At 43.7% G+C, this 25873-nt stretch carries 24 protein-coding genes and 1 tRNA gene; 10 read left to right on the top strand and 15 right to left on the bottom strand.

From position 1 onward, the window contains the following. Position 1: 1 nt before the first annotated feature. Genes VRU48_RS14700 through VRU48_RS14690 form a run of 3 tightly spaced genes read left to right on the top strand, consistent with a single transcriptional unit; the run spans position 2 to position 3129 of the window. On the top strand, positions 2–1420 hold the full coding sequence (locus VRU48_RS14700) for a PSP1 domain-containing protein (protein ID WP_330108672.1): 1419 nt from the start codon (positions 2–4) through the stop codon (positions 1418–1420). Next, complete coding sequence (locus VRU48_RS14695) at positions 1407–1874, top strand: gliding motility lipoprotein GldH (protein ID WP_330108671.1); 468 nt, start codon at positions 1407–1409, stop codon at positions 1872–1874. The genes VRU48_RS14700 and VRU48_RS14695 overlap by 14 nt, the downstream gene beginning before the upstream one ends. A gap of 58 nt (positions 1875–1932) precedes the next feature. Beyond that, entirely contained in the window at positions 1933–3129 is a 1197-nt protein-coding gene (locus tag VRU48_RS14690) for a thioredoxin family protein (protein ID WP_330108670.1), read from the top strand. A gap of 93 nt (positions 3130–3222) precedes the next feature. On the opposite strand, the gene VRU48_RS14685 is transcribed toward VRU48_RS14690, so the two are convergent. Continuing rightward, the gene (locus VRU48_RS14685) at positions 3223–4524 is read right to left on the bottom strand and encodes a UDP-N-acetylmuramoyl-tripeptide--D-alanyl-D-alanine ligase (RefSeq protein ID WP_330108669.1); all 1302 of its coding nucleotides are present in this window, start codon (positions 4522–4524) and stop codon (positions 3223–3225) included. 87 nt (positions 4525–4611) lie between these two features. On the opposite strand from VRU48_RS14685, the gene VRU48_RS14680 reads away from it, so the two are divergent. From VRU48_RS14680 to VRU48_RS14665, 4 genes are all read left to right on the top strand, one after another. Further along, positions 4612–7098, top strand: a complete 2487-nt coding sequence (locus VRU48_RS14680) for a M14 family metallopeptidase (protein WP_330108668.1) — start codon at positions 4612–4614, stop codon at positions 7096–7098. Positions 7099–7386: 288 nt separating this feature from the next. Further along, positions 7387–10440, top strand: a complete 3054-nt coding sequence (locus VRU48_RS14675; protein WP_330108667.1) for a SusC/RagA family TonB-linked outer membrane protein — start codon at positions 7387–7389, stop codon at positions 10438–10440. Positions 10441–10456: 16 nt separating this feature from the next. Further along, complete coding sequence (locus VRU48_RS14670) at positions 10457–11884, top strand: RagB/SusD family nutrient uptake outer membrane protein (protein ID WP_330108666.1); 1428 nt, start codon at positions 10457–10459, stop codon at positions 11882–11884. 134 nt (positions 11885–12018) lie between these two features. Then, complete coding sequence (locus VRU48_RS14665) at positions 12019–12672, top strand: hypothetical protein (RefSeq protein ID WP_330108665.1); 654 nt, start codon at positions 12019–12021, stop codon at positions 12670–12672. A gap of 71 nt (positions 12673–12743) precedes the next feature. On the opposite strand, the gene VRU48_RS14660 is transcribed toward VRU48_RS14665, so the two are convergent. Together VRU48_RS14660 and VRU48_RS14655 are read right to left on the bottom strand one after the other, a co-directional pair. After that, entirely contained in the window at positions 12744–13154 is a 411-nt protein-coding gene (locus tag VRU48_RS14660; RefSeq protein WP_330108664.1) for a DoxX family protein, read from the bottom strand. Positions 13155–13157: 3 nt separating this feature from the next. Next, positions 13158–14054, bottom strand: coding sequence for a S66 peptidase family protein (locus VRU48_RS14655; protein WP_330108663.1), 897 nt, complete (start codon positions 14052–14054; stop codon positions 13158–13160). Positions 14055–14093: 39 nt separating this feature from the next. Here VRU48_RS14655 and metG point away from each other — a divergent pair, with 39 nt between their 5' ends. Continuing rightward, a complete protein-coding gene (gene metG / locus VRU48_RS14650) occupies positions 14094–16202 on the top strand; it encodes a methionine--tRNA ligase (RefSeq protein WP_330108662.1) in 2109 nt (702 codons plus the stop codon). Positions 16203–16216: 14 nt separating this feature from the next. On the opposite strand, the gene VRU48_RS14645 is transcribed toward metG, so the two are convergent. Continuing rightward, positions 16217–16528: a hypothetical protein gene (locus VRU48_RS14645; protein WP_330108661.1), complete on the bottom strand. Its 312-nt coding sequence runs from the start codon at positions 16526–16528 to the stop codon at positions 16217–16219. 192 nt (positions 16529–16720) lie between these two features. On the opposite strand from VRU48_RS14645, the gene VRU48_RS14640 reads away from it, so the two are divergent. Beyond that, positions 16721–16960 carry a GIY-YIG nuclease family protein gene (locus tag VRU48_RS14640; RefSeq protein WP_330108660.1) on the top strand — a complete coding sequence of 80 codons (240 nt, stop codon included), beginning with the start codon at positions 16721–16723 and terminating at the stop codon, positions 16958–16960. Between the two features lie 7 nt (positions 16961–16967). Further along, positions 16968–17039 (top strand) — tRNA-Arg (locus VRU48_RS14635). Positions 17040–17099: 60 nt separating this feature from the next. Here VRU48_RS14635 and VRU48_RS14630 read toward each other — a convergent pair. The 11 genes from VRU48_RS14630 to VRU48_RS14585 all read right to left on the bottom strand — a co-directional run bounded on the left by VRU48_RS14630 (position 17100) and on the right by VRU48_RS14585 (position 25651). Beyond that, positions 17100–17465, bottom strand: a complete 366-nt coding sequence (locus VRU48_RS14630) for a bleomycin resistance protein (protein ID WP_330108659.1) — start codon at positions 17463–17465, stop codon at positions 17100–17102. A gap of 21 nt (positions 17466–17486) precedes the next feature. Next, positions 17487–19067, bottom strand: coding sequence for a glycoside hydrolase family 43 protein (locus VRU48_RS14625; RefSeq protein ID WP_330108658.1), 1581 nt, complete (start codon positions 19065–19067; stop codon positions 17487–17489). 108 nt (positions 19068–19175) lie between these two features. Continuing rightward, positions 19176–20000 (bottom strand): oxygenase MpaB family protein, encoded by an 825-nt coding sequence (locus VRU48_RS14620; RefSeq protein WP_330108657.1) that lies wholly within the window; start codon positions 19998–20000, stop codon positions 19176–19178. A 212-nt stretch (positions 20001–20212) separates the two neighbouring features. Next, positions 20213–20653 carry a pyridoxamine 5'-phosphate oxidase family protein gene (locus tag VRU48_RS14615; RefSeq protein WP_330108656.1) on the bottom strand — a complete coding sequence of 147 codons (441 nt, stop codon included), beginning with the start codon at positions 20651–20653 and terminating at the stop codon, positions 20213–20215. 162 nt (positions 20654–20815) lie between these two features. Then, a complete protein-coding gene (locus VRU48_RS14610; protein ID WP_330108655.1) occupies positions 20816–21028 on the bottom strand; it encodes a hypothetical protein in 213 nt (70 codons plus the stop codon). 16 nt (positions 21029–21044) lie between these two features. Further along, positions 21045–21989: a hypothetical protein gene (locus VRU48_RS14605; protein ID WP_330108654.1), complete on the bottom strand. Its 945-nt coding sequence runs from the start codon at positions 21987–21989 to the stop codon at positions 21045–21047. Then, the gene (locus VRU48_RS14600; RefSeq protein ID WP_330108653.1) at positions 21905–23233 is read right to left on the bottom strand and encodes a hypothetical protein; all 1329 of its coding nucleotides are present in this window, start codon (positions 23231–23233) and stop codon (positions 21905–21907) included. Before VRU48_RS14600 ends, VRU48_RS14605 begins: the two co-directional genes overlap by 85 nt. 22 nt (positions 23234–23255) lie before the next feature. Beyond that, positions 23256–23741 carry a DUF6804 family protein gene (locus VRU48_RS19655; RefSeq protein WP_431311637.1) on the bottom strand — a complete coding sequence of 162 codons (486 nt, stop codon included), beginning with the start codon at positions 23739–23741 and terminating at the stop codon, positions 23256–23258. A 5-nt stretch (positions 23742–23746) separates the two neighbouring features. Then, positions 23747–24184 carry a hypothetical protein gene (locus VRU48_RS14595; RefSeq protein WP_330108652.1) on the bottom strand — a complete coding sequence of 146 codons (438 nt, stop codon included), beginning with the start codon at positions 24182–24184 and terminating at the stop codon, positions 23747–23749. 41 nt (positions 24185–24225) lie between these two features. Further along, a complete protein-coding gene (locus tag VRU48_RS14590; protein ID WP_330108651.1) occupies positions 24226–25290 on the bottom strand; it encodes a type I restriction endonuclease in 1065 nt (354 codons plus the stop codon). 28 nt (positions 25291–25318) lie between these two features. Further along, positions 25319–25651 carry a YegP family protein gene (locus VRU48_RS14585; protein WP_330108650.1) on the bottom strand — a complete coding sequence of 111 codons (333 nt, stop codon included), beginning with the start codon at positions 25649–25651 and terminating at the stop codon, positions 25319–25321. Positions 25652–25873 lie beyond the last annotated feature (222 nt).

Here is a 25873-nt window from a genome sequence, read left to right as displayed (position 1 = left end):
TATGGGATGTGGAAGTTGTTCAACAGGAGGCGGTTGCGCCCCTGCTGGCTGTAAAAGCAATGGCTCTTGCCTAACGGGCGGCTGCCAGAAAATGGAAGTACACGATTGGCTGTCTAACATGGACATGCCTGCTAATTATATACCTTTTCAAGTAATCGAAGTGAAATTTAAGGGCTCTCGGAAAGAGTTTTTCTTAAACAACGACAACATTTACCTTGAAATAGGCGAACTGGTGGCCGTTGAAGGGCCAACCGGAGGCTACGATGTGGGCCACGTTTCGCTAACCGGCGAACTGGTGCGCATGCAGATGAAACGTCGCAAAACGCATCTCGACCAGGTTACCCGCAAAGTATACCGCAAAGCCACCGAAACCGATGTAGAAAAGTGGAAACTGGCCAAGGAAATGGAATGGGAAACCATGCATAAGGCACGTACCTTGGCACTTGATCTGCGTTTGTCGATGAAAATCAGCGACGTAGACTATCAAGGCGACAAAACCAAAGCCACCTTTTTTTATACTGCCGAAGGCCGTGTAGATTTTAGGGAGCTGATTAAAAGAATGGCCGAAACCTTCCGTGTAAGGATTGAAATGCGCCAAATCGGGATGCGCCAAGAAGCCGGCCGTTTGGGCGGCATTGGCTCGTGCGGCAGGGAATTGTGCTGCTCTACCTGGCTCACCAACTTTAAAACCGTATCAACTGCGGCGGCCAGATACCAAAACCTTTCGTTAAATACCTTAAAACTGGCCGGACAGTGTGGAAAGCTGAAATGCTGCCTTAACTACGAGCTAGATACCTATTTGGATGCGCTTAAAGATATTCCAGATCGCATCGAATCGCTGCATACCGAAATCGGTGTGGCCCGCCATCAAAAAACCGATATCTTCAAAAAACTGATGTGGTTCAGCTATGCCAATCAGGAAGATTGGATCCCGCTCAAGGTAGACCGCGTCAAAGAAATCATGGCCATGAACAAACGTGGCGAAAAACCGGTAAACCTCAAGGAGGAAGCCGTAGCGCTAAAACCAGCCGTAGTTGTAGAGAAAGTATACGATTACGAAAATGTGGTTGGCCAAGACAGTTTGACCCGTTTAGACGAGAAAGCCAGAAATCGCAACAACAACCGTAACCGCAACAAAAACAACAAGGGCGATCAGCCGCGTGGCCAAAATCAAAACCAGCAGGCAAAAGCGCAGCCGCAAGGCAACAAACCTGCGCAAGGCAAAAACCAGCAGCCTAAACAGGGGCAACAGCCACAAAAGCAACAACAAAACCCTAAGCCAGTAGCAGAAGGTGGTGCAAATCAGCCGGCACAAGCGCAGAAACAAGGCAATCGCAACAACCGTAACCGCAATAAGAACCGTAACAAAAATAAGCCGAACAATCCATCGGGCACCCCACCAAAAAATGAACAAGCTTAATTCTGTTTTCCTGTTTTTGGTCGCTTTGATCATGTTTTCGGGTTGCATGAGCAACGAAGTACTCGATGTAAACCAAAGCATTGCCGACAATAGCTGGGCCTATGCCAAAAGCCTGAAGGCCACGGTAGAGGTGAAGGCGGCCAATCAGCCTTACCAAATCAGGTTCAGGTTGCGCCATACCACAGATTATCGCTATGCCAACCTCTATGTGATGGTGCATTTGAAAGGCAACGGACTGCAAAAAAGCACGCGCTATCAATTTAAGCTGGCCAAAGCCGATGGCGAATGGCTGGGGCAGGGATCGGGAGATATTTATACCAACACTTTCCCTTTGCTTAGCAACTTCCGCTTTCCAAAAGCCGGAAAATATGAAATAGAGATCGAGCAGAACATGCGCGACAATCCTTTGCTGGGCATTAGCGATATTGGCCTGAGCATCAGCAAGCAGCAGTAGCCATAAACTTAAGATTAATCGTAATTTGCCCACTAAGGCAACAGAAACAATATCACAGATGAAGAAATTAGTATGGGCATTGAGCCTGCTTTTGATGACTGCATTTGCCAATGCGGCCGAAATTAATTTCATGGATAATCCGGCATGGAGTACCGTATTGGAAAAAGCCAAAAAGGAAAACAAACTGATTTTTTTGGATGGCTATGCCACTTGGTGCGGCCCCTGCAAAACCATGGATGCCGAAACCTATAAAAACCAGGCGGTAGCCGATTATTTCAATGCCAATTTCGTTAACGTGAAGTACGATATGGAAAAAGGCGAAGGTCCAAAACTAGCCGAGCAATATCAGGTTACGGCCTATCCCAGCCTGTTGTTTATCAACGCCAATGGCAATATCCTGCACAAAGGCGTCGGTTTTCACGAGGCGGCAGATTTTGTAACCTTAGGCCAAACCGCCAAAAATCCGGAAACGCAGTTTTTTACCTTAAAAAGCAAGGCGATGGAGCTGAGCAATGCCCAGTTCGTAAAATTTGCAGCCATGGCTACCCAATTTGAGGACGAGGATTTTACGCAGATCAGCAACGATTACCTGGCCAAACAAGCCGATATTGTGGGCAATGCCGACTTGATCGACCTGGTGATGAACCATATAGAAACCCTTCCCGACGAAAAATCGCTGGCCTATATCATTGCCAATAAAGACAAAATTGTGAAGGGCGGCAAATATACGGCGCAAGATGTTGAAGAACGCATTATTGGCCTTACCTTGGGCTATGCCGTTTCTGGAGCCATCCAGGGCGATTCGGAAGAGCCGGATTTTGCAGCTGTAAAAACGATATTGGATAAATACATTCCCGAAAAATCGTTCTTTATCTATCATTTTTTCCAAACGCAGTATTTCTTAAACAGCAAGAAAACCGACGAGGCAATCAAAGAATTCAATATCCTTTTAGACAATACCCCAGCTAAGGTAGATTTCGAACATTTGTGCAACGCCATGATGACCTTTGGTCCGGTATTGGCCGAAGAAGGCAAGCTTGCGCCGCTGTTGACCAAGTTCGAAAGTATCGCCCTGCCGGCAAAAGATGCCAAAAAGGCCTACCTTAAAGATTATGTAAAGGCTATTCTTTTCATCAAGGCTAAGGATTTTGAGAAATTCAAAACCATTGCTAACCGTATGATTGCCAATCCGGATACGCCTGATGCCATTAAAGAAGACCTGAAAAGCGCTTTAGACCAGATCGGAAAAATGTAGAACCACACTTGCGAAGTTTTTAAACGGCGTAGCCCTCAACTTTACCGTTGAAAACAAACAAAACTGAAAGTTAAACTTCGCAAGTGTATTCGTTTATAGCAAAGGCAACAACTGTTCCAGAGCCATGCCCCTGCTGCCTTTTAGCAATACCAGATTGTCTTTAACCGGGTTGGCCTTAAGGTAAGCCGATGCTTCTTGTGGCGTAGCAAAAAACTGTCCGTTGTAGTCGTGTTTCAGTGCGTAAAAATATTTGCCGATCAAAACAATTTGTTCTATTCCAAGCTCCGACGCAAGCTTGGCCACTTTTTCATGTTGCTCGGCCGATTCTTCGCCAAGTTCGAACATATCGCCAATAATGGCCGTTTTGTGCTGGGCGCTCAGCGCTTTCAGGTTATGCAAGGCAGCGCTCATGCTGCTGGGGTTGGCATTATAAAAATCGCAGATAACCGTATTGTTTTCTGTTTTGGTCAGTTGCGAACGATTGTTGGTAGGAAAGTAATTGGCCAATCCGTTGTTGATCTGGGCTGCAGTTAGCCCGAAAAAATGTCCGATACAAATGGCGGCCAATATATTCTCAAAATTGTAGGTTCCGGTTAGGTTGGCTTTGGCCTGATGGCTTTCGCTGGCCGTATGCCATTCCAGCTCGATGAGCGGATCGCTGTGCAACAATTTGCCCGTTATGCTGTTGCCTTCTTCCGTTCCGTAATAAACAATTTTGTTCAGTTCGGCCCTTTCGCTCATTTCGATGAGGTAAGGATTATTGCGGTTTACAAAGGCAAAACCATGCGTTTTTTTCAGGTAGGCATAAAGCTCGGCCTTGCCTTTTTTCACGCCTTCAAAGCCTCCAAATCCATCTAAATGCGCCATACCGACATTAGTAATGAGGCCGTGGGTAGGTTGGGCGATTTCGCACAGCATGGCAATTTCGCCCTGATGGTTGGCGCCCATTTCAATAACAGCCATTTCAACCTCGCGTGTTAGCGACAAAATGGAAAGCGGCACGCCAATGTGGTTGTTCAGGTTGCCTTTGGTGGCAAAAGTAGCATGCTTTTCGGCCAAAACAGCCCTAATGAGCTCTTTGGTGGTGGTTTTGCCATTGCTGCCCGTTAAACCAATTACCGGAATTTGAAGTTGCTGACGGTGGTGCTTGGCCAAATCCTGCAAGGTAGTCAGTACATCGTTTACCAAAAGGCACCGTTCGTTCGTAGCATAAGCCTCGTTGTCTACAATGGCAAAGGCCGCACCCTGTTCCAAAGCCTGTTGCGCAAATACATTGGCATCAAAATTTTCGCCTTTTAGGGCAAAAAACAGGCATCCTGTACTAATGCTGCGGGTGTCTGTACAAACGATGGGGTGTTGTAAATAATATTGGTAAAGCTTTTCGATATGGACCATTGCAAGCGGATAAGTTGAGGTAAAATTACAAATGCAAAGCTAAAAAAAGCATTCTTTTTAGTATTATTGATTATTAATCACCGTTATATGAAAAGATCGCTACTCTATTTATTGCTGTGCTGTTTAGGTATTTCAAGTGCAATGGCACAAACGCCGTCGCCCGACGAATTCTTGGGTTATCCGCTGGGAAGCCACTTTACCCCACATCAAAAGGTTGTCGATTATTTCAAAAAAGTAGCCTCGCTAAACAAAAACATCAAGTTGCAAACCTACGGCAAAACCTACGAGGGGCGCGAGCTGTTGCTGGCGGTTATTTCCGATCAAGACAATATGGATAAGCTGGAGCAGATCCGTACCAATAACCTCAATTTTTCGAGCGTTACCAAAACACCAGCCAAAATGAGCAAGCAACCGGCTATTTTATGGCTGAGCTATAACGTGCATGGCAACGAAGCCAATTCAACCGAAACCTCGATGAGGGTGCTGTACACTTTGGCACAGGCCAGCGAAAGCCATGTCAAAGACTGGCTCAAAAACACGGTGGTGATTATAGATCCATGTTTAAATCCCGATGGTAGGGAAAGGTACGTCAGCTACTACAATATGGTCAGTGGCAAGGCACCTAATCCAGATCCTTCGGCCAGAGAACATAGCGAACCATGGCCTGGAGGCAGACCTAACCACTATTATTACGATCTTAACCGCGATTGGGCTTGGCAAACGCAGATTGAAACCAAGCAGCGCTTGGCGGCCTACCACCAGTGGATGCCCCAAGTGCATGTCGATTTTCACGAACAGGGCTATAACGAACCTTATTATTTTGCCCCTGCGGCAGAGCCGGTTCATCAGGATATTACGCCTTGGCAAAGGGAGTTTCAGGTTATTGTTGGAAAAAACAACGCCAAGTATTTCGACGAAAACGGCTGGCAATATTTTACCAAAGAGCGCTTCGATCTGTTGTACCCTTCTTATGGCGATACCTACCCGCTGTACAATGGGGCTATTGGTATGACTTATGAGCAGGGCGGAATCAGGGCCGGCTTGGCGGTAGTTACTGCCGATGGAGATACGCTGACCTTGAAAGACAGGATAGACCACCATTTTACCACCTCGATGGCTACGCTGGAAACGGTATCGGCCAATGCCGAAAAACTGATGAGCGAGTATAAAAAATACTTCGAACAAAGTACCAGCAATCCGCCGGGCGCTTATACCACCTATATTGTAAAGGCCCAGAATATTTCGCGTTTGCGCAAACTGGCCGATTTGTTGAAAAACAATCACATTGCCTTTGCCTTTGGCGCCGAGCGTACCCTGAACGGCTATAACTACGAAACCCAAAAAACCGAGAGCTTTAAGGTAGAGCGTAACGACCTGATTGTTAATCTGCAGCAGCCCCACTCGGTAATGGCCAACGTGCTTTTTGAACCTCAAACCAAGGTAACCGATTCGAATACCTACGATATTACGGCTTGGGCTTTGCCTTATGCCTATGGCTTAAATGCCTATGCCGTTAAAGAGGCGATAACCGGGAGCTTTAATTTTATAGAAGAGAAAAAAGAAACGCCACCTAACTTGGCTAAGCCCTACGCCTGGGTTATTCCATGGAATTCGGTAGCCGATGCACAAGTGCTGATTGCCCTGCAGAAGCAAAAAGTAAAGGTACGGATAGCCGAAGAAGGTTTTACCATTGGTGGCAAGATCTATCCTGCTGGCTCTTTGCTGGTTTACCGCAACGAAAACGAACGCAGCATGAAAGATTTTGGCCAATTTTTATCCGAAACCGCCAAAGATTTTAACGTGGCCTTTTTCCCTATTGCCAGTGGCTATGTAGAAAAGGGCAAAGATTTCGGGTCGTCGGTTTATCGCCTGTTGGCCACACCTAAAATTGCGGTAGTAGCCGGACAGGAAGTTTCGTCTGGTGGCGTTGGCGAAGTTTGGCATTTCTTTGAGCAGGAACTAGGCTATCCCATTACCATGATCAGCACCCAGTCTGCTGCTTATTTAGACATCAATAAGATCAATGTGCTTATTATGCCCGATGGCTCTTATAACGATAAAATGGCCGAACAGTTAGGCAGCTGGCTCAATGCAGGAGGCAAACTGATTTTAATGGAAGATGCCATTACCTCGCTGCTGGGCAAGAAGCCGTTTGAGATCAAGAAGAAAGAGTACGCGAAAAAAGACGAAAAAGAAAGTACCGAGCGCAGGTATGCCGAAAAAGACAAAGACGACCTCGAAAATGCCATTCCTGGCGCTATTTATAAGGTAAGCCTCGATCAGAGCCACCCGTTGGCCTTAGGATTGGGCAAATATTACTATACCCTAAAAACCGACGAAAAGCTTTACGAGCCCTTAGAAAACGGCTGGAACGTAGGTACCTTAAAAGCCAACAGCTACATGGCTGGCGTGGCTGGCGAAAAAGTGAAGAAAAAGCTCAATGCTGGTATGCTTTTCGGTGTACAGGAAGTAGGCCGGGGCACTGTAGTTTACCTGGGTACCGATGTGCTTTTCCGCTCGTTTTGGGAAAACGGAAAACAGCTGTTTACCAATGCCCTGTTTTTGGTAAACTAAGCCAAATCGCACCAAAATTCCTCCTTTCTCCCGCTTGCCTAGCGGGAGCCTTATTCCTTAAATAACCCTACGGATTTTGAGGGCCGGATTTCGTTTAGAAACTCGCCCCAATAATTCTTTATGCCTGTTTTAGGGTAAAAAACGGCTGTTCTAACTTGCTCAAAAAGAGCAAGATGGGCCTTGTGCTAAAATCACCTTTGTTAAAGTTTTGTTAATAAAACCGGCGCGGCTGTGCTACTTTCACGGCATTCAATTCGGAAAAATTTAACTAACTAAAAACCATTCTTTATGAGAAAACTTTTACAAAGTTTGTTTCTTTTGATGCTTTTTGCCTTTACGGCAGCGGCGCAAAACAAAACAATAACAGGACGGGTTCTTGGCGCGGCCGATGGCTTGCCAATCCCCGGCGTAAGCGTTAAAGCCACAGGCACTAATATCGGTGTCCAAACCAATGTTGAAGGCCGCTATGTCCTTTCCATCCCATCTTCCATCGAATCTATTGAATTTTCTTATTTGGGCTTCTTAACCAAAACAGAAGTAGTTGGCAACAGAACAACCATCAACGTATCGCTGGAGAGCGACGAAAAATCGCTGCAGGAAGTAATCGTAACGGGTTATGGAAGCGCTTCGAGAACAAAGGTAACCGGAGCCGTGGGCAAGGTTACGTCTGAAAAGATCAACGACATTCCGGTAGGATCTATCGACCAGATTTTACAGGGCCGCGTACCGGGTTTATACGTAACTGCCGGATCAGGCCAGCCAGGCTCAAATGCCCGTGTAACCATTAGGGGTATCGGCTCTATCAATGGTTCTACGCAACCTTTGTACGTGCTCGATGGAATTCCGATTGAAACAGGTGTTTTTTCTACGTTGAACCCTGCCGATTTCGAATCGGTTACGGTGTTGAAAGATGCTTCGTCGACGGCCATCTACGGATCGAGGGGTTCGAACGGCGTTATCGTAATTACGTCTAAACGAGGTAAAGCAGGCAAAGTTGTTTTCAGTGCCAATACCCAATTCGGCTTTTCTAACCGTACCAGTCCGAAATTTGAAATGCTAAATACCACACAACGCTTGCAGTTTGAAGAAGAAGTAGGCTTGGAAAACAACTTAACCTTGGGTCCGGGTTGGTATCTTTCGGCAAAAAACCCTGCCAATGCAGGCTTGAGCACGGCCGAAAAAGCAAGAAATGCGCAGATGCTCGATAGTTTGTCGAGGATTAAATCGCCTTACCTGGATATCTTCTTTCAAAAAGGAAAGTTCCAAGAGCATGAAGTAAATGCCAGTGGCGGAAACGAGAATTTTAGGTTCTATTCATCGGCCAACTATTACAAACAAGAAGGTATTGCCGTTAGATCGGGTATAGAGCGCTATTCGTTTAGAACCAATGTCGATTTTAACCAAGGAAGATTGTCGGGCTCGGCCAATGTGAATGCCGGTTTCAGCAACAGTTCTTTGATTGAGCAGGAAAACAGCACCAACGGAAACAATCCGTTTTCGGCGGCCTACTATTCATTGCCTTATGAGCTGCCTTATGTTAACGGCAAATTGATTACCGCCTATAATGCGGCTACCGCCCTGCCTCCAGGCTACGAATTGCTGGATACAAGGGAAGGCGCAACCGCATTGGATGCTTTGTTAAATTCGCAAAACAAATCGAACCAAACCAAAGCGGGCCTCAGCACCAATTTAAGATACAGGATTACCAACGATCTTTATGCCAAAACCACATTTGGTATCGATTATAGGGAAACCAACGGGATCAGAACTACGGTTCCATTTTCTGGCTACTCGGCGGCGTTCGGCTTTCCGGGCAACCAGGGCCGCTATACCGAAGCCTATACCCGAAACCTGCAGCTTACTTCTACCAGCGGTTTAACTTTTGCCAAAACGCTTAACGAGAAGCACGATTTTGAGGCCCAAGCTTTGTTTGAAATGAACAGGGTGAAATTTAAAACCTTGTCTACTACAGGTTATGGCATCAATCCGAAACTACAGGGCACACCTGCAGGCGTAACCCCAGGCTCGGCGGCCAATTTGTTTATTCCGCTCTTAACCGGTAACCGCTCGCAAAGTTTGTTGGCTTCTTTTATTTCGAGCGCCAGGTATACCTACGACGATAAATATACCGTTACAGGTAGCTATCGTTATGATGGATCGTCAACCATTCCAAGTGCAAACAGGTACAAAGGATTTTGGTCGGTTGGTGCCAGCTGGAATGCCAAAAAAGAAGATTTTATCGCTAAAATCGATTGGCTAAACGAGTTGAGGGTAAGAGGAAGCTATGGCTTAACGGCAGCGCCTTTTATCTCTGATTTTGGCTATTTCCAAACCTATGGCAATACCAGGTACGGAACCTCAACCGGTATCGCCCAAACTTCGCCGGGCAACCCAGAATACGATTGGGAGTTCCAAAAACAACTTGATTTGGGCGTAGATTTCTCTGTTTGGAAAAACAGGGCACGCTTTGTATTCGATTGGTACAACAGAAACACCTTTAACTTGTTCATCAGCCAAAGCTTATCGTCAACATCTGGTTTCGGATCGCTAAACGTTAATGCCGGCAAAATGCGCAACAGAGGTATCGAGGCCGACGTACAGGTAGATGTGGTTTCGCAAAGCGATTTGAGAGTTACCTTGGGTGCAAACTTCAACTACAACAAAAACGAGATTACCGACCTTGGCCAAGTGAACGAATTTGTTTTGGGAACAAGTATCGTTAGGAAAGGCCTTCCTTTTGGATCGCACTACCAGGTAAAATATGCAGGTGTGAACACCCAAACAGGCGAGCCGATGTTTTACAACCTCGACGGTACCATTACCACCAACTACAACGCCGCTACCCAATCGCAGGCAACCTTCGGAACCTATCAGCCCGTATTTCAGGGCGGTTTTAACTTGAGCGCCAGCTATAAAGGTTTGTATTTTGATGCTTTCTTCTCGTTTGCAGATCAGGTAACCAGGTTCAACAACGAAGATTTCTTTACCCAAAACAGAACTTTCGCCACTTCAAACGTATCTACCCTGGTTTTAAAAAGATGGAGAAAACCGGGTGATGTAACCGATGTACAATCGATCAGCTCGGTAAGAAGATTTTCTTCTGCCGATCTTCAGGATGCCTCTTACATCCGTTTCAGGAACTTTAACATTGGCTACGCCTTCCCTAAAAAGCTCATGAGCAAAATCAAGTATGCTTCTGGCATCAGGGTGTTTTTACAAGGGCAAAACCTTTATACCTGGACCAAATGGAGAGGATTTGATCCGGAAGACAACAACAACATCGCGGCATTCGAATATCCAAATGCCAGAACTTATACGCTTGGTCTGAAAGTTGATTTTTAATTTAAATAGCATGAAAATGATAAACATAAAAAAATACTTTATCCTCCCGGTTCTCGGAGCCGCCTTGTTATTGCAGGGTTGTGATAAAGATCTAGATTTAAAACCCACCGATTCGATTACCGGAGATGTTGCCTTTACTTCTGTGGCCGATTTGGAAAGCGGATTGGTAGGCGCTTATGCGGCTTTGGGAAATAACGACATCAACTTGTCCAACTACCTGTCTGACGAGTCTTATTACCCGATTGAAAACAATACAGGCAGGGGCGCTATCCAGTACCGTTGGGAATACGATTCTAGCGATGGTACCTTGGCCAACAACTTTGTAAACCTGTATGCAACCATTAACCGCGTAAACCAGGTGCTGATTGCGTTCGACCGTGTTCAGGCTACTTCTACCACCGAAACGGCTACCAAAAACAAGGTTAAGGGCGAGCTCTTGGCGCTACGGGCCTATGCACACTTTCAGTTGCTCAAATCTTATGCTTCGGGTTACAACGGAACCGATTTGGGCATCGCCTATATCGACGAAAAAACAGCTGGGGTATTTATCAAGCCTTCAAGGCTAACCGTGGCCGAGTCGTTTGGAAGAATTGAAGCAGACCTCACAACTGCCAAAGGATTAATCCCAACCTCTTTTGCCGATAACACAAGGATTACCAATAAGGGCGTGGCCGCCATTCAGGCCAGGGTTTATTTGTACGAGCAAAAATGGGATTTGGCCATTGCGGCAACCACCGAGGTAATTAATGCCATTCCGTTGGCAACCATCAGCCAGTTTCCTAATATTTGGACAGATGCCGGCAACAACGAAGTGGTTTGGAAGCTGAAACGCGTGAGCGGCGATGCCCGTATCGGCGATCTTTTTGCTTCTACCGCAAACGCTGTAGAATTTGCGGCTTCGCCAAAAATAATTGCGGCATTAACGGCCACTACACCGCTTGTTGACGTGAGGTTTGCCAATTACCTGAAAATTACGCCAGGCCGGGGAACCAACAAAACCCCTAACCTCATTTCAAAATACTATGGTGGCAACAGCGCAACAAGAAACCTTGCCGACATTAAATTGTTCAGAACAGCCGAAATGTACCTGATCAGGGCCGAAGCCTATGCCGAAAAAGAAAATTATTTATTGGCTGTTGGCGATGTGAATACCTTGAGAAGAAACCGCATCACCGGCTATGTTGACCTGGCCACTTACGCCGATAAACCAACCGCAGTTGCCGACGTTTACCTGGAGCGTTTCAGGGAACTGGCCTGGGAAGGCCATCGCTATTTCGATTTGAGAAGAAGAGGCCTGACCATTGACCGTTTGCCTTTGGCGCCCGACGACAACAGTGGAGGTGCTGTAAACTTAACCTCGGCCAAAAAGCAATACTTCCTGCCAATTTCTACGGCAGAGATTTTGGCCAACCCAAACTATACCCAAAATCCGGTTTGGAAATAAAATAAACGACAAAGCAAAAGGGTTTTAGATTACGGTCTAAAACCCTTTTTTGTAGATAATAGAGCCATTGTTTAACAGGTTACGCATCATTTTTCGTAACTTACTTTAATTGAGCGATTTTAATGTTGGCTGTAATGAAAAAGAAAATTTTAATAGCGGTTGTGGTGTTGCTAAGTATGGTATGGGGGGCAAAGGCACAAACAAATATCGGCTACCTTAAGGATGTAAGCGGCAATACCGTGGAGCTCAGAACAAAGACTGAACTGGTTGGCGATCCCTACCTGACCAAAGATTGGAGCAAGGCAATCATTATAACCACCGACGGCAAGAAGTATCAAGATGTTCCCATCAAATACGACCAGATCGAAAATGTATTGTATTTTAAAGATACGGAGGGCAATGCCAACAAGTTTGTTGATGCCGTTAAAGAATTTGTTTTGGTTGACGAAGGCCATGCCATTTACCGCATACTTGCTGCGGGGAACAAGTTTTTTTATCAGATTTTGTACGATGGCAAAACGAAATTCGTACACCGCGATGCCAAATATCTAAAAGAAAACAGAGAGTATAATTCTGCCATTACCACCCAAAAAGTAGCCTCCGCTAACAAATATTACATCGTAAGGCCAGACCATAGCATGGAAGAAGTGAAGCTGAACAAAAAATCGATATTGGCCGTACTGGCCAACAAAGAAGCTGAACTGACTAAATACGTTAATGAAACCAAACCCGATTTAAGCACCGTTGAAGGCGTTAAGCAATTGCTTACTTTTTACGATCAGCTTTAAATCAAATTGTGAATAGATAGCCCACAAAAAAAGCCTGTTTTTTACAGGCTTTTTTCTTTTGAATAGGTTTTTTATTTCTTGTCGATACTATATTTTCCGGGGCCGATAAATAACAAACTGAAAAATACAATGGCCAATTCTATGGCATGCGAGGCATCGCCTAATCCCTGTTTCGGGTCAGACAGGTGAACCAACGCCGCAATAACCATGGTAAACACCAAAAGCATGTTTACCGGGCGGAACAACAAGCCCAATATGAGCAGAAAACCGCCAAAAGTTTCGGTAGCCGCCGCCATAAAACCCCATAACACGGGTGCAAAATCAACTCCGATCAATTTCATGCTGCCCCCAATTTGGGTCCAGGTTGCTTGTCCACCACCAATTTTGGGGTAGCCGTGTATAATCATCATGGTGCCAAGGCCAAGCCTTAAAAGAAGAAGGCCGGTGTTGCGGTATTTACCTAAATTGTCGAAAACTGCCATTTTTTAAAATTTAAATTGAACGTTAGGGTGATCTATGCGTAAAGATACATTTTTACCCAATACCATGGCACGGTTGTCGTCGATATGGCCTGTTGGAAAATCGAAGCAAACCGGATAATCGTACTCTTTAACCAGCTCCCAGATTACTTCTTGCGGGCTTTGTCCAAAGGGAATACTTTCTTCAGCTACTTCATTAAATGCCCCTACCACAAGGCCTTTGAGCTGGGCCAGTTTGCCTTTGCGTTTCAAGATCCGCATCATCCGGTCTATGGCATATTCGTGTTCGCCAACATCTTCTATAAAAAGGATTTTGTCGGTATAATCCATTTCCGAAACCGACCCTTCTACAGCAATCAGCAAGGTGAGATTGCCCCCAATCAGCTGGCCCTCGGCTTGTCCATTGCGACCTTTAAAACTGCTGCTGTAATTATAGGTTACGGTTTCGCCAAAAAGGGCTTTTTTAAGGCTTTGCAATGCCTCGGGTGTACTGTCGGCAAAAGTATAGGGCATTTGTGCGTGGATGCTCTGGGTTTGCAACTCGGCAAAGGCATGCGATAAGAGCACGGTGATATCGCTAAAGCCGATCAGCCATTTGGGTTGTTGCAAAAATGCCGTAAAATCGAGTTCGTCTATAATGCGGAGTGTTCCGTAGCCGCCCCTGCCCGCAATAATGGCTTTGATGTTGGGGTCGTCGAGGTATTTTTGCAGATCATTTTTGCGCAGCTCGTCGGTGCCGGCAAATTGATGGTAGCTGGCACTTACCGTTTCGCCCAATACCACCTCAAGTCCCCAGTCCTGCAAAATAGCGATGGCCTTGTCAATAGGCTTGGGCAATTTCTTGGCCGGGCATACAATTGCAATCTGATCTCCTTTTTTTAAATACGGTGGCTGTTTAATCATGGGTAAAACACTTATCTTTGCCAAAATAAATAAATAGTTTTGGATAACAGTAAAATTAAAAGATATACCGTAACGGCTGCTTTGCCTTACACTAATGGTCCGGTACACATTGGTCACCTGGCGGGCGTTTACCTGCCGGCCGATACCTATGTGCGTTACCTTCGCTCCAACAAAAGAGACGTAAAATTTATTTGCGGTTCTGACGAAAATGGCGTACCCATTACCTTAAAAGCCAAAAAAGAAGGGATTACGCCACAAGAAGTGGTGGATAAATACCATAAAATTATTGGCGATTCTTTTAGGGATTTCGGTGTTTCTTTTGATATTTACCATCGTACCTCATCGCTAACGCACCACCAAACCGCCTCGGCCTTTTTCGAAAACCTGTATAAAAAAGGCGTGTTTACCGAAGAAGTTACCGAGCAGTACTACGACGAAAAGGCACAGACTTTTTTGGCCGATAGGTACATTACCGGTACTTGCCCGAAATGCGGCAATGAGAATGCCTACGGCGACCAATGCGAAAACTGTGGCAGCACCTTGAACGCAACCGACCTTATCAATCCAAAATCTACGCTAAGCGGCGAGCCTCCGGTACGTAAAGAAACCAAGAACTGGTTTTTGCCATTGGATAAATACGAAGACCGGTTAAGAACCTATATCGAGAGCCATAAAGAATGGCGCCCCAATGTATACGGCCAATGCCAAAGCTGGCTCAATGCCGGTTTGCAGCCCCGTGCCATGACCCGCGATTTGGATTGGGGCGTTAAAGTGCCTGTTAGAGGCGCCGAAGGCAAGGTGCTATACGTTTGGTTCGATGCGCCTATTGGCTATATTTCGGCCACCAAAGAGCTTTGCAACTATCCAAAACTGGATGTGTGGAACCCCAAAGCCGAAGAATATTATATCCGCCAGTTTGAATCAGACAAATGTGGCTGGGAAGAATACTGGCAAAGCGAAAACACCAAATTGGTGCATTTTATTGGCAAAGACAATATCGTTTTCCACTGTATCATTTTTCCGGCAATGCTGATGGCACATGGCGGCTATATCTTGGCCGACAATGTACCTGCCAATGAGTTTTTAAACTTAGAGGGGCAAAAAATATCGACTTCTAAAAACTGGGCGGTATGGCTCAACGAATATTTGGTAGAGTTTAAAGACAAGCAAGACGTATTGCGCTATGTGCTTACGGCTACTGCGCCAGAAACCAAAGACAACGATTTTACCTGGAAGGATTTTCAGGCCCGCAACAACAATGAGTTGGTGGCTATTCTGGGCAATTTCATTAACCGCGTAACCGTACTTACCCAGAAATATTTCGATGGCAAAGTGCCTACGCTCATGGAAGTAACCGAGCAAGATCAGGCAGTAATTGACGAGTTGAAAACCTATCCGGCAAAAATCAGTGCTTCGATAGAAAACTACCGTTTTAGGGAGGCCTTGGCCGAAGTAATGAATGTAGCACGCCTGGGCAATAAATACCTGGCCGAAACTGAGCCTTGGAAAGTGATCAAAACCGACGAGGACAGGGTGCGCACCATTTTGAACATCAGCTTGCAGATTGCGGCCAACTTGGAGATCCTGATTGAGCCATTCTTGCCTTTCACGGCTGATAAGCTGATGAAAATGCTGAACTATGGCGGTCACGTGTGGGAAGATGCCGGTTCAATCAATTTGTTAAAACGTGGCCATCAGTTAAACGAGCCACAATTGTTGTTTAGCAAAATAGAAGACGAGGAAGTGCAAGCCCAAATTGATAAACTGAATAACAGTAAAGCGGCCAATGCACAAGCCAGTGCAGTAGTTGCATCAGCCAAAGAAAACATCAACTTCGATCAGTTTGGTGCCATGGATATCCGCGTAGCAACGATTATAGCCGCAGAGAAAGTAGAAAAGACCAAAAAACTGCTGAAGTTAACGGTAAACACCGGCTTAGACGAACGTACTGTGGTTTCGGGTATTGCCGAATACTATAAACCAGAAGAAATTATTGGGCAACAGGTAAGTTTGCTGGTTAATTTGGCACCAAGAGAAATCAAGGGCATTGTTTCGCAAGGCATGATTTTAATGGCTGAAGATGCCGAAGGCAAGCTGACTTTTGTTTCGCCTACAGCTCCATTTGCCAATGGCAGTGTAATTAAATAATTGTATCTACGATTTTAGATTGAAGAGTTACTATCTTCTGATTGCTCTGGCGTAATGCGGCTGGGAAATTCTGGAATTTGAGTTGGGGATGTTTTTCTAAAGGGCAGCTGAACCCATTTGATGTCATAAATAAATAACAGAAGCGTAGGCGCGGCAATAATAATTGCAAAAAGTAAGGACCCCATTACGGTTCCTAACTGATAAGCGTTAAAATCGCTCAGCAATTTGCGTACTTCAGGCAAAATAGAAGTAATCAGTAGCGAAAATAAAATTACAATTAGCGGGATAGAAATCAGTATGAATAAGATGCCGAGCGTTTTTTTCATCCTCAAATATAAAACGGCGTAGGAATAGTTTCAACTAAATTGCTGATACTTCTGATAATTTTTATATTTGTGCGCTTAGCTGGAATTTTCAATCAAAAATCGTAAATCTCCGAGCTAAAATAGATTGGTCCTGTAGTTCAACGGATAGAATACCTGCCTGCGGTAGGCAGGGAAGTTTCCTAAACTTTAGCTATGAGCGTTTATATTGTATATGCGATCAAAAGTGAAATGGACGAGCGAATTTATGTTGGTTTTTCTTTAAACGTAGAAAGAAGGCTGAAAGAACATAATGCAGGCAAAACGAAGTCAACGAAAGGTTATAGGCCTTGGCATTTGATTTATACAGAAGAAGCAGAAGGCAGGATAGTTGCCAGAAATAGAGAAAAGTATTTTAAATCTGGAATTGGTAAAGAATTTTTAAAATCTTTGTAAAAATATTGGTCCTGTAGTTCAACGGATAGAATAGAAGTTTCCTAAACTTTAGATATGAGTTCGATTCTCGTCGGGACCACGCTTTAAAAAGCCTTTAAATTTAATGTTTAAAGGCTTTTTTATTTGAATATCGGCTCCTTTATGCTCCCGCTTCATCTACAGGTTTGTCATCGGCAAAGTAGAAGATATTGCCATTGTTGTCTACTACGGCAAACTGCCTTAATCCCCAAGGCATCATTTGAAGCGGCCCATTCGGATGGATCAGGTTAAGTGCTTGATATTCCCGATAAAGCGTTTCGATATCGGTTACATAGATATAGCAGCCCATGTTGCGACCAGCCTCTGGGTCATTGCAACGAAATAGATGAACATTAATGCCGTCGCGCTCAAATATGAGGTAACCATTGTTGTTGGTGCAAAAGGCAAAGCCTAATTGTTGCGTATAGAAGGCTATGGTTTGGGCTTCGTTAAAAGAGGCTAGTATGGGAGTTGAACGTTTGAACATTGCATGAGGTTTAAATTATTGCTAAAAGCTGTTTTGGCCTGTAAATCTGAACCAGTTAAAATCGGCATAGCCATACTCTCCTTCTTTTTTGGTGCTGTAATTGAACAAGGCAAAACGATTGGCTGTCCAGTCATATCCCAAGGCCATTTTCAGCTTGTTTCCAAAGGGAATAAATTTTTTGCCATCTAAACTATAGGAGAATGAAGCTAGAAAATCGGTATGGGTTAAGTTGGCTTTGATCCAAAGTTTACCTTGGACAAAATTAGTAATGCTGTCGATCGTTTTTCCATTATTTATCATCAGTAAGGTTTTTGTATTGCCCTCTTTCCGAACAGCAATATAAGCGTATGGCGACTGAAAAACACCAAATCCGGCTATATTTCCGTCTTTTAGGCCGTTTATGTCCATTTCAACAATGCCTTCCGAAAAGGGTCCCTGTACTCGCTGGGTAAGTGTATTGCGTGCTGTTGTGAGCTCTTTTGCCGGTAAGGCATGCAAACGCATATAGCCTTTTCTTTCTTTTAAAGACCACTTATTGTTATCTGGGTTGTGGTTCCATTGCCATTGAAGGCCGAGCGTTGCTTGATTAAATTCATCTGATGTTGCAGGCACGGTGATGGGGTATGTTTTTCCGACATTGGGCTTTTTGAAATTTGTAACCCCTCTGCCTTCTATGCCCAGCATCGGCCAGCCATCTACCCAAGTAACGGGTTCTAAATTAGGGGTACGGCCAATTGGTCCGCGGTCTTGCATAATGATAAACCACCAAGAACCGTCTTTGAGCTGTACCATTCCGCCCTGATGCAAGCCGTTTCCTGGATAAGTGTGGTCGTCGTTAATGACAACTTTTGATTCGTAAGGCCCATAAATATGGTCTGATCTTAAACAAACCTGCCTGCCTTTTGTGCCTCCGGTAGACCCTAAAATGTAATATTTTCCATTAATCTTATAAAGGTGCGAACCCTCCAAATAAGGGTAGTCTTTGTTATTGTAAATTTCCTTTTGAGGTGTTTTTACCGATTTGGCATCGGCATTTAGCTCGGTAATGTATAGCTTTTGCTGGCCATGGGCTACATATACTTTACCATCATCATCAAAAAACAAACCCGGATCATATAAATATTCTGGGAAAATGGTCCTCGTCCACGGGCCCTTGATGTCTTTCGCCGTGCAGATCGAAAACTGGCCCTTTTCCTTGTCCCAATTTGGCGTACAAAACCCTACATAAAACAATCCATTATGATGCCTGATGGTGGCGGCCCAAGATCCTCGCAAGTATCTGTTGCCGTTCTGCAAATTATAACGAGGGTCTTCATCGTATTTGTCGATGGCATAGCCGGCCATTTCCCAGTTTACCAAGTCCTTTGATTTTAAAAGCGGGCAGCCCGGTACATAGTGCATGCTCGTGGTCACCAAATAGAACTCGTCGCCTACCCTAATGATATCTGGGTCAGGCCAATCACCCCAAAGTAGCGGGTTTTTAAAATTGCCATTGCCCAAATCTGGCGACCATTGATTGGGCTTAGCTTGAGCTTGCGCCCTGCTCGGCAAAAAAGCCCATAAGCAACAATAGATAAAGAGAAGTTTGATTTTTGTGTTCATCGGTAGATAGGTGTCATACGATAAAAATAACCAATTTATGTAAAACCTATTTAATGATGCCGGCAAAATTAAGTTTGGCATGAAGTCGGTCGAGGGTAGATGAAATATTCATAAAGGCGTTTGGATAACTGTTCTTTTGGATGATGTACGGTAAGCAAAAGCATCTAAGGCCTTAATTTCTTCTTTATAAGCGACTGGTAACAGGGCATTTTTGAGCAGTTGCTGCAAGCCCACCAGGCGACTCATCTTGTACGAACCGAGGATGACAACGGCCAGGGGATTTTTTCCAAACCCCAATAATTCGTTTACCTTTTGCGGTACCAATAAGCGTTGTGCCTGCTTTAAAATGAAAAACCTGAGGGCGCCCAAATGTTTGCGGTATTGTAGGTAAAGATCTTTGGTAAAATCGCCATATTGGAGGTTTGTGGCTAAGGCTGAGTTTCTTTGAACGAGCCATTGTTCATAGTTATTGGGAAGGTCTTTAAGTCGCATACGCGTACCTAATCGGTAAAAGACATCAAAAACTTCTTCTTTTTCGGCCATATCTAGCTTTCTTTCCAATAATTCATAAGCGCGTATCGAATAATCGATCAGCAAATACAATACGTCGCGATAAGCCCAGTCGGGAATGTTTTGGCCGCGCTGGTTTTCAACGCCTTTGTGGATTGAGGCAATTTTGTCAATAGCCAGCAGGGCATCGCTGTAGGAAGCAAAAACAATTTGGCGTGCATAAGACACCGTAGAAAACAGGCGTTTGAGTGGATCGGCGGGCAACTTTCCTGTAAAATAAAGCCAGTCTACGGCTTTATTCAGGGCGAACTCTGCGGCGGCTCCGGCAAAAATCAGCAAAATGGTATCGCTGCTGCCCCAAATTTGGCGCACAATCGAGTTTTCATCGACGAAATAGGAGGTGTTTTCTTTTTCCAAAACCATTGTGGCTGTTTAAATAAGTGGCCGACAATCATAAAGTTAGGATATATATATTATACTTTGAAATAAAAAGTGCTTTGTAAAAATGAAAAATGCCGATGAGCCAACCTTTTAAATCAAGGGCGTTTAATAAGCAACCCAAAGCAAAGCCTGGCGCATGGCTCGCTTGCAACATCATGTACTGATTAAAAATTGGCGAAGAGATTTGTTTTTGGTTATTCGTTATGGCTTTCGAAGCGGCCGCTCACGGTATCGATGGCAATTTTATACACAATCAGCTGATCGTGCTTGGCCGGATCAATGCCGTGCGAAGTTTCCCTCGGCGTGTTTTCTTTCAATGGCATCATTTTTTGGATAATGCCCTGCATCACCTGTTGCCGCTCTTGGTCGTGGAGTTCTTCAAACTGGCCATCAATAACAACGCTTTTCCAGTGGAAGGAATTTTTGATATCGCCAACCTGGAAACAAACCTTCGGATTTTGGCGCATCATATCGATTTTTTTGCCGGGACCAGAATGTGCGTAAAGTGCATTTTCGCTGTAGATAAAATTAACGGGCACCACATAGGTTTCGCCATTGGCATGGCAGCCCAAGTAACCGTATAACTGATTTTGAAGCAGGTCTAGAATTTCCTTTTTGCTGAGTTCTCCGAGCATAGCCTTATAGTTTTATGAATTGCAGATTTGACCGTCGAGGCAATTAATTATAAAGCAATATACGGTTTAATTGGCAAAATATGTCTGTATTTCAACGAGCTAATTACCCCATAATCCGTTGCCGATTAAGCAAAGGACTAAAGCAACAGATCCAAAAAACCGTTATTGTTTTTCCCATCCACATAGGGTTTTTCCGTCTTTTTTAGCCTTTTCAAGGGTAATTTTAAGGGTTTTGTAGCTACAGTTGCGCAAGGCGCGACAATTGGTGCTGAGGTGGTATTTCTTGGTTTTGCCATTGTTGCAGATGTACACATCACTTGGTTCTTCGCATTTGGTGTTGCTCAACAAAAACAGGAATAATAAGAGAAGTTTCATAAAGATGGATCAAGAATTATTTAATGAACTCCCGGATTACCGGATCTACAAAAACCGGAAGATCAGTTGTGTTGATCGAGAATTTTTTTACGTTCATGGCTTTAAACCAATCGCTCCAGTATTGATTAATCACGTCTTCTTCAAAAGGATTGCTTTTTGAAGGATTGATACCTAAAACCAAAACTTCAAGATTGTTAAGGCCATTAGTAGCAGGAATAAAACCTAGGTTGCTTTTCTTAATAATATCTTTAAAATTAGCTCCGGTTAACTTTTTCTCTTTGATTAGCGCCGGAGTAAGATAAGTGGTCATATTTTTATCTTCAGTAATCGTCCCTTTATAGAACATGTAGCCGTCTGTAAGAATAACCAGAATGTTTCTGTAGTTATCCTTTATGCAGTATTTTTTTACCTTGCTTTTAAAAAATCGCCAGGTATCAGAACCGACATAGAAATTGTCTTTAATAGCCGATTGATAAATCTTCGAAGGAACATCTGCATACTTTTTGTTAACGGTTGCGATTTTGCCTTTGTTTGCAGTCTTATCAAAATACACCATAAGCTGTTCGCTTAGCTTGTTTATATCAGGTTTGCTAGGAATCGGCTCAAAAAACACTTGCATTTGGTCGTTTAACAACATTACTTTCTTCCTTTGCACATGCTTTACAAATGCGGCTTCTACAGATTTAATATGTTCAACATCCCTTTGGTAAATACCTGGGTTCTTTTTAGGATCGATCCTGTCTGAGAGATCCAATAAAAAGCTAATGTTGAGGTTTTGCAGAAGCGGTGGCGCTGGCCTGACGCTATCCTTTTGTTTAAAACTGCTGGTTAGAAAGCAGAGGACAATCAATAAGAGTAGTTTTGTTTTCATGTTGCTTATAGTTCTGGGAGGTAAATCGAATTTTGATAATCTGCTTTTGCCCCAACTTCTTCTAAGTGGGAGTAATAGGTTGTCTTGCATTCTTCTGCAACGTTGTGTTTTTCGGTTCTTGAAATGTATAGTTTTTCAAAAACGTAGGTAATCCAGCCCTGCATGTACTCAGAGGCATAGAGCACATATTCTTTGCTTGGAATAACAACCCCATCGATTATCTTTTGAAGATGGGCGATTCTGATTTGGGCCTTCACGATGGATTCTTTGATTTCGTTTTGTTCACTAATCAGGCCATCTCTTTGTTTTTCCAAGTCTTTGATCTGGTCTTGATGGATCCGGATGTCTTTTCTTCTTTTTTGCTGTTCGTGTTTGATGGTGTCTTTTTCCCGATGTTCCTTCATTACAAAATCGAATACAATGCCCCAAATGATATACACGACAAAACCGGCAAAAATAATTACCCAAAACTGCGCTTTAAATAAAGCAATAGTTAGACTAAATTTAACATCATCAAGAGCTTTGGTAACCTCGTATATTTTATCTTCGATCAGATAGGCCAAGATGGCATCAAAAAGCAATGTAATCGCAAATAAACCTGCCATTTTGGTGTAGTTGAGTAGGCTTTTGTTCTCGCCAAACATGTGGATCAGATAGCCAAGGCCGAGAAACACAAATGGAATCAAGGTCACAAACCAACCTTCCAATTTTCCATCGCTCCAAGCCTTTTCAAATGCGTTGGGGTCGAATACGCTCGCTATTGCTGTATCAGCTGCGTCAAATTTTTTGAAAAAGGCGGAGTAAGAGGTGGAGACATAAAACGTAAATAAATAGAGGCTGATGGGTAACAGCAAAAACAAGCCTATCCAAAACTTGGCTGTGGCTCCCTTTTTAGCCTTGATGTGGTATTTTTCAGGGTCTTTGGCCAGGTCGTTGATTTCAAACTTAATGGCCTCTATCCCATCTTTTACGGTTTTGATTTTATTGTCTACGTTTACAATCTGTTCCTGTTTGCCTGCCTGTTTTACTTCAAGCGTTTTTAACTCAGTTTCTTTTTCTCTTTGTTCTTTCTCGTAAGGTTCTTTGGCAACCTTTTGCTTTTCTACATCTTCCTTTTCTTCGTTTTGGAATTTGGCATAAACAGCTTGGAGGCATATAGAAAGTGGCATGTGGCTACCGCTGTTGCGAGTGCTGTCTCGATAACCAGCTTCGTGATAGGTTCTTTTTCTAGCTTCGTTTATGGTATCGAGCGTAGCGCCATTTACTGTGGGTTGGCCATCAGTATGGGTCGCGTCTGAATTTGGAGAAAAAAAATCTTTAGTTGGATTAATCATGTTGTTTTGGTTTTGAAGTTCTTCAATAATTTTGGCTTTGGTTTTTCCTGGCCCGATTAAAGGTGAGCGTTAGGTATAACTTTAGAAATCTGCTTCTTAGCCGTTTGGATGTTTGAAGGTTTTCCACGTCATCAATTTTATTTGGAAGCCCAACAATTCTATCCCTCGTACGAATTTTAGGGGCATGAAAAACAGCTGTGATTTTCTCCTCTGGCAACGATATCTTTTTCTTCCAGAAAGCCAATAGCAAAAACAACAAGCCCACCATGATGTCAATTGGCACCCAAGGGAGCTTTCGGTGCAAATAAACCGGAAACAAAGGGTTGAAAATTATGGCTATAATGGTAAAAATGAAGGTCCAAACGTAATTCTTTTTCCGAATAGCAAGGTAGACGGCCAAAATTGCGCCTAGAGAAACGATTATCCTCAATAAAGTGTAGTAGGTGATAGGCAGTTTCAAGAGCGCTAAAAAACAACAGGCTGCGCAAAAGATGAATAGCGTTCTCATAAATATTAGTGCCTTCTTGACGGGGCGCTCCTGGTATGAGGCCTAACGTAGGTTCCATTTTTTCTGTAATATCCTTTTACACTTACATCGCCTCCTGAATAGGTTTCTTTTTGCGTTGATGTAGCTGGTTTTATTGTGGAATAGCCATAAAGGTTTCCGTCTATTTGCGAATTAAATTTTCTGTAATAAGAAAATCTTGGATTGAAGATATAGCCAGAGTTATTTCGGTATGCCACTTGATATAGGCCTTTGCGTATTTTCTTCTTAATTAATATTTTCTCTCTAGCAGGAATTACAGTCATGCTTTCCTTGTCATGGTACAGGGTGTCTTCTGAAGAGAAAAGCGCTGATGACGTATCTGTTAAGCCAACGTAATAAACATTTTTACATCCTGTAATTGATAAAAAGAGAAGAAAAAATATGGTGGTAATTTTATTTTTCATAACTATTTAGATTTGTTTTTTGGTGAGGGATTATTAGAGGATTAGGCGTAATTTTCTAATGTCTGATGCAATTCACTCCTGTAATTATAGATTTCATCTATATTTTCCAGTAGCTGTCTTTCGCCCGCGTCCTTTCCGTTATGGAATAGTTCCAAATGTTTCTTTGGACCATTAAAATGAAAACGGCAGATTGGCTTGCGGTTGTTATTGTCGAGCAATACGCCAAAATAGGATTGTGTATCTCGATGAGCAATCCTTTCCGAATTGGTTTTTTCTCGCAGAATGGCTTTTACGATTTGGAAAGCATCCTGTTCTTCCTCCGTGGTTACGATTTTGTCTTCGGCCATTACCGGTTGAGCAGTTGTGATAGCTTCCTTGTCGTTGCTGTTTGCCTCCTCTTTATCCAAAGCCGTTTTTAGCCTATCGGTTATGGCATCGTTCAGCACTTGGTTAGAAGACCGTTTAACAAGTTCGGTAAACTGGGCGAGGATGCGTTCGGTGATTTTGCCTTGGTATACCTGATTGGCGAAAAGCCTTACAAAAGCTGGAGATGGTTCCCTCAGCTCAGCAGTAATGAGCGATTTGAGCTCGTTGGTGTATTTTAAATCGGATGCCGTATTCGAAATGCTTTCTACATCGAAGTAGGATTTATGGAACTTTTTAAGCTCCTCGATTTGCGCCTCTTTGATTTCGGCAATGTTGAATTCGAAAAATGGTTTTTCGTCCATTTTGTTGGCGTCGTTCAAATCGGTGTAGAAGCGATAGATCAAGCCATTCGTTAAAAGGCCAAATTTTGCCTTGCAGGTATGGAAATAGCGAAACAGCTGCGAGTTGTGCGGATCTAGCTTTTCCAAATGATGCTTGCACTCGATGATAATGATAGGTTCGCCGTCTTTCATGATGGCATAATCTACCTTTTCGCCTTTCTTGATGCCGATGTCGGCGATAAACTCTGGGTTTACCTCAAACGGATCGAATACATCGAAACCCAGCAATTTGATAAAAGGCATGATCAGGGCATTTTTAGTGGCTTCTTCGGTTTGTAGCTGCGGAAGCATTTTGCTCGCCCTGTTGCCCAGTTGTTTAACCTCGTCTTTAAAATCCATGTTTGTTTGGTTAGGTATAGCTTAAGGTTTAAACAGTTTCGTCTACAATAATGGCCTCTGGTGCATTGGCTTTTACCGATTCGATACCCTTTTCGCGGTTATAAACAGAAGCGTACATTTGGCTCGTTCCGATCACTTCGCCATTGCCGGCTTTGAGGTTGAAATAATATTTATCGTTTTTGGCAATCTCGCGAGCATATCGCGCATCGAGTGGTGCATTGGTCTTAACTGAGTCGATGCCCGCCTTACAAGAAGATTTGGCCACATAGCCCTCGCTAGTTAAGATCACTTGGCCGTTGGTGGCTTCGAGGTTGAATTGAAATTCGCCGTTTTTTCTTTTGGTAATTATAAATTTTCCCATGGTTAATGATGTTACTGTTTTGAAATAGTTTGTTAGGGTTAATGCCTCAAAATTAGGCAAGAGGTGTACGGGTTTTTTACGGGAAACCGTAAGGCTGGTTTTTTTTCAATTTCTTACCCGTAAGTGTTTTGCGTAGACAGCCAAAAGCGCTAAACTGAGATAGGCCATGCTGTAAAACAGGCATAGCACAGCCCACATCAGGTGACTAAAAGCCATGATGGT

Origin of the sequence: Pedobacter albus, assembly GCF_036324255.1 — a bacterium.
GTDB classification, from domain to species: domain Bacteria; phylum Bacteroidota; class Bacteroidia; order Sphingobacteriales; family Sphingobacteriaceae; genus Pedobacter; species Pedobacter albus.
The sequence above is the reverse complement of the archived record's forward strand: the minus strand, read 5'-3'. Positions and strand labels throughout refer to the sequence as shown.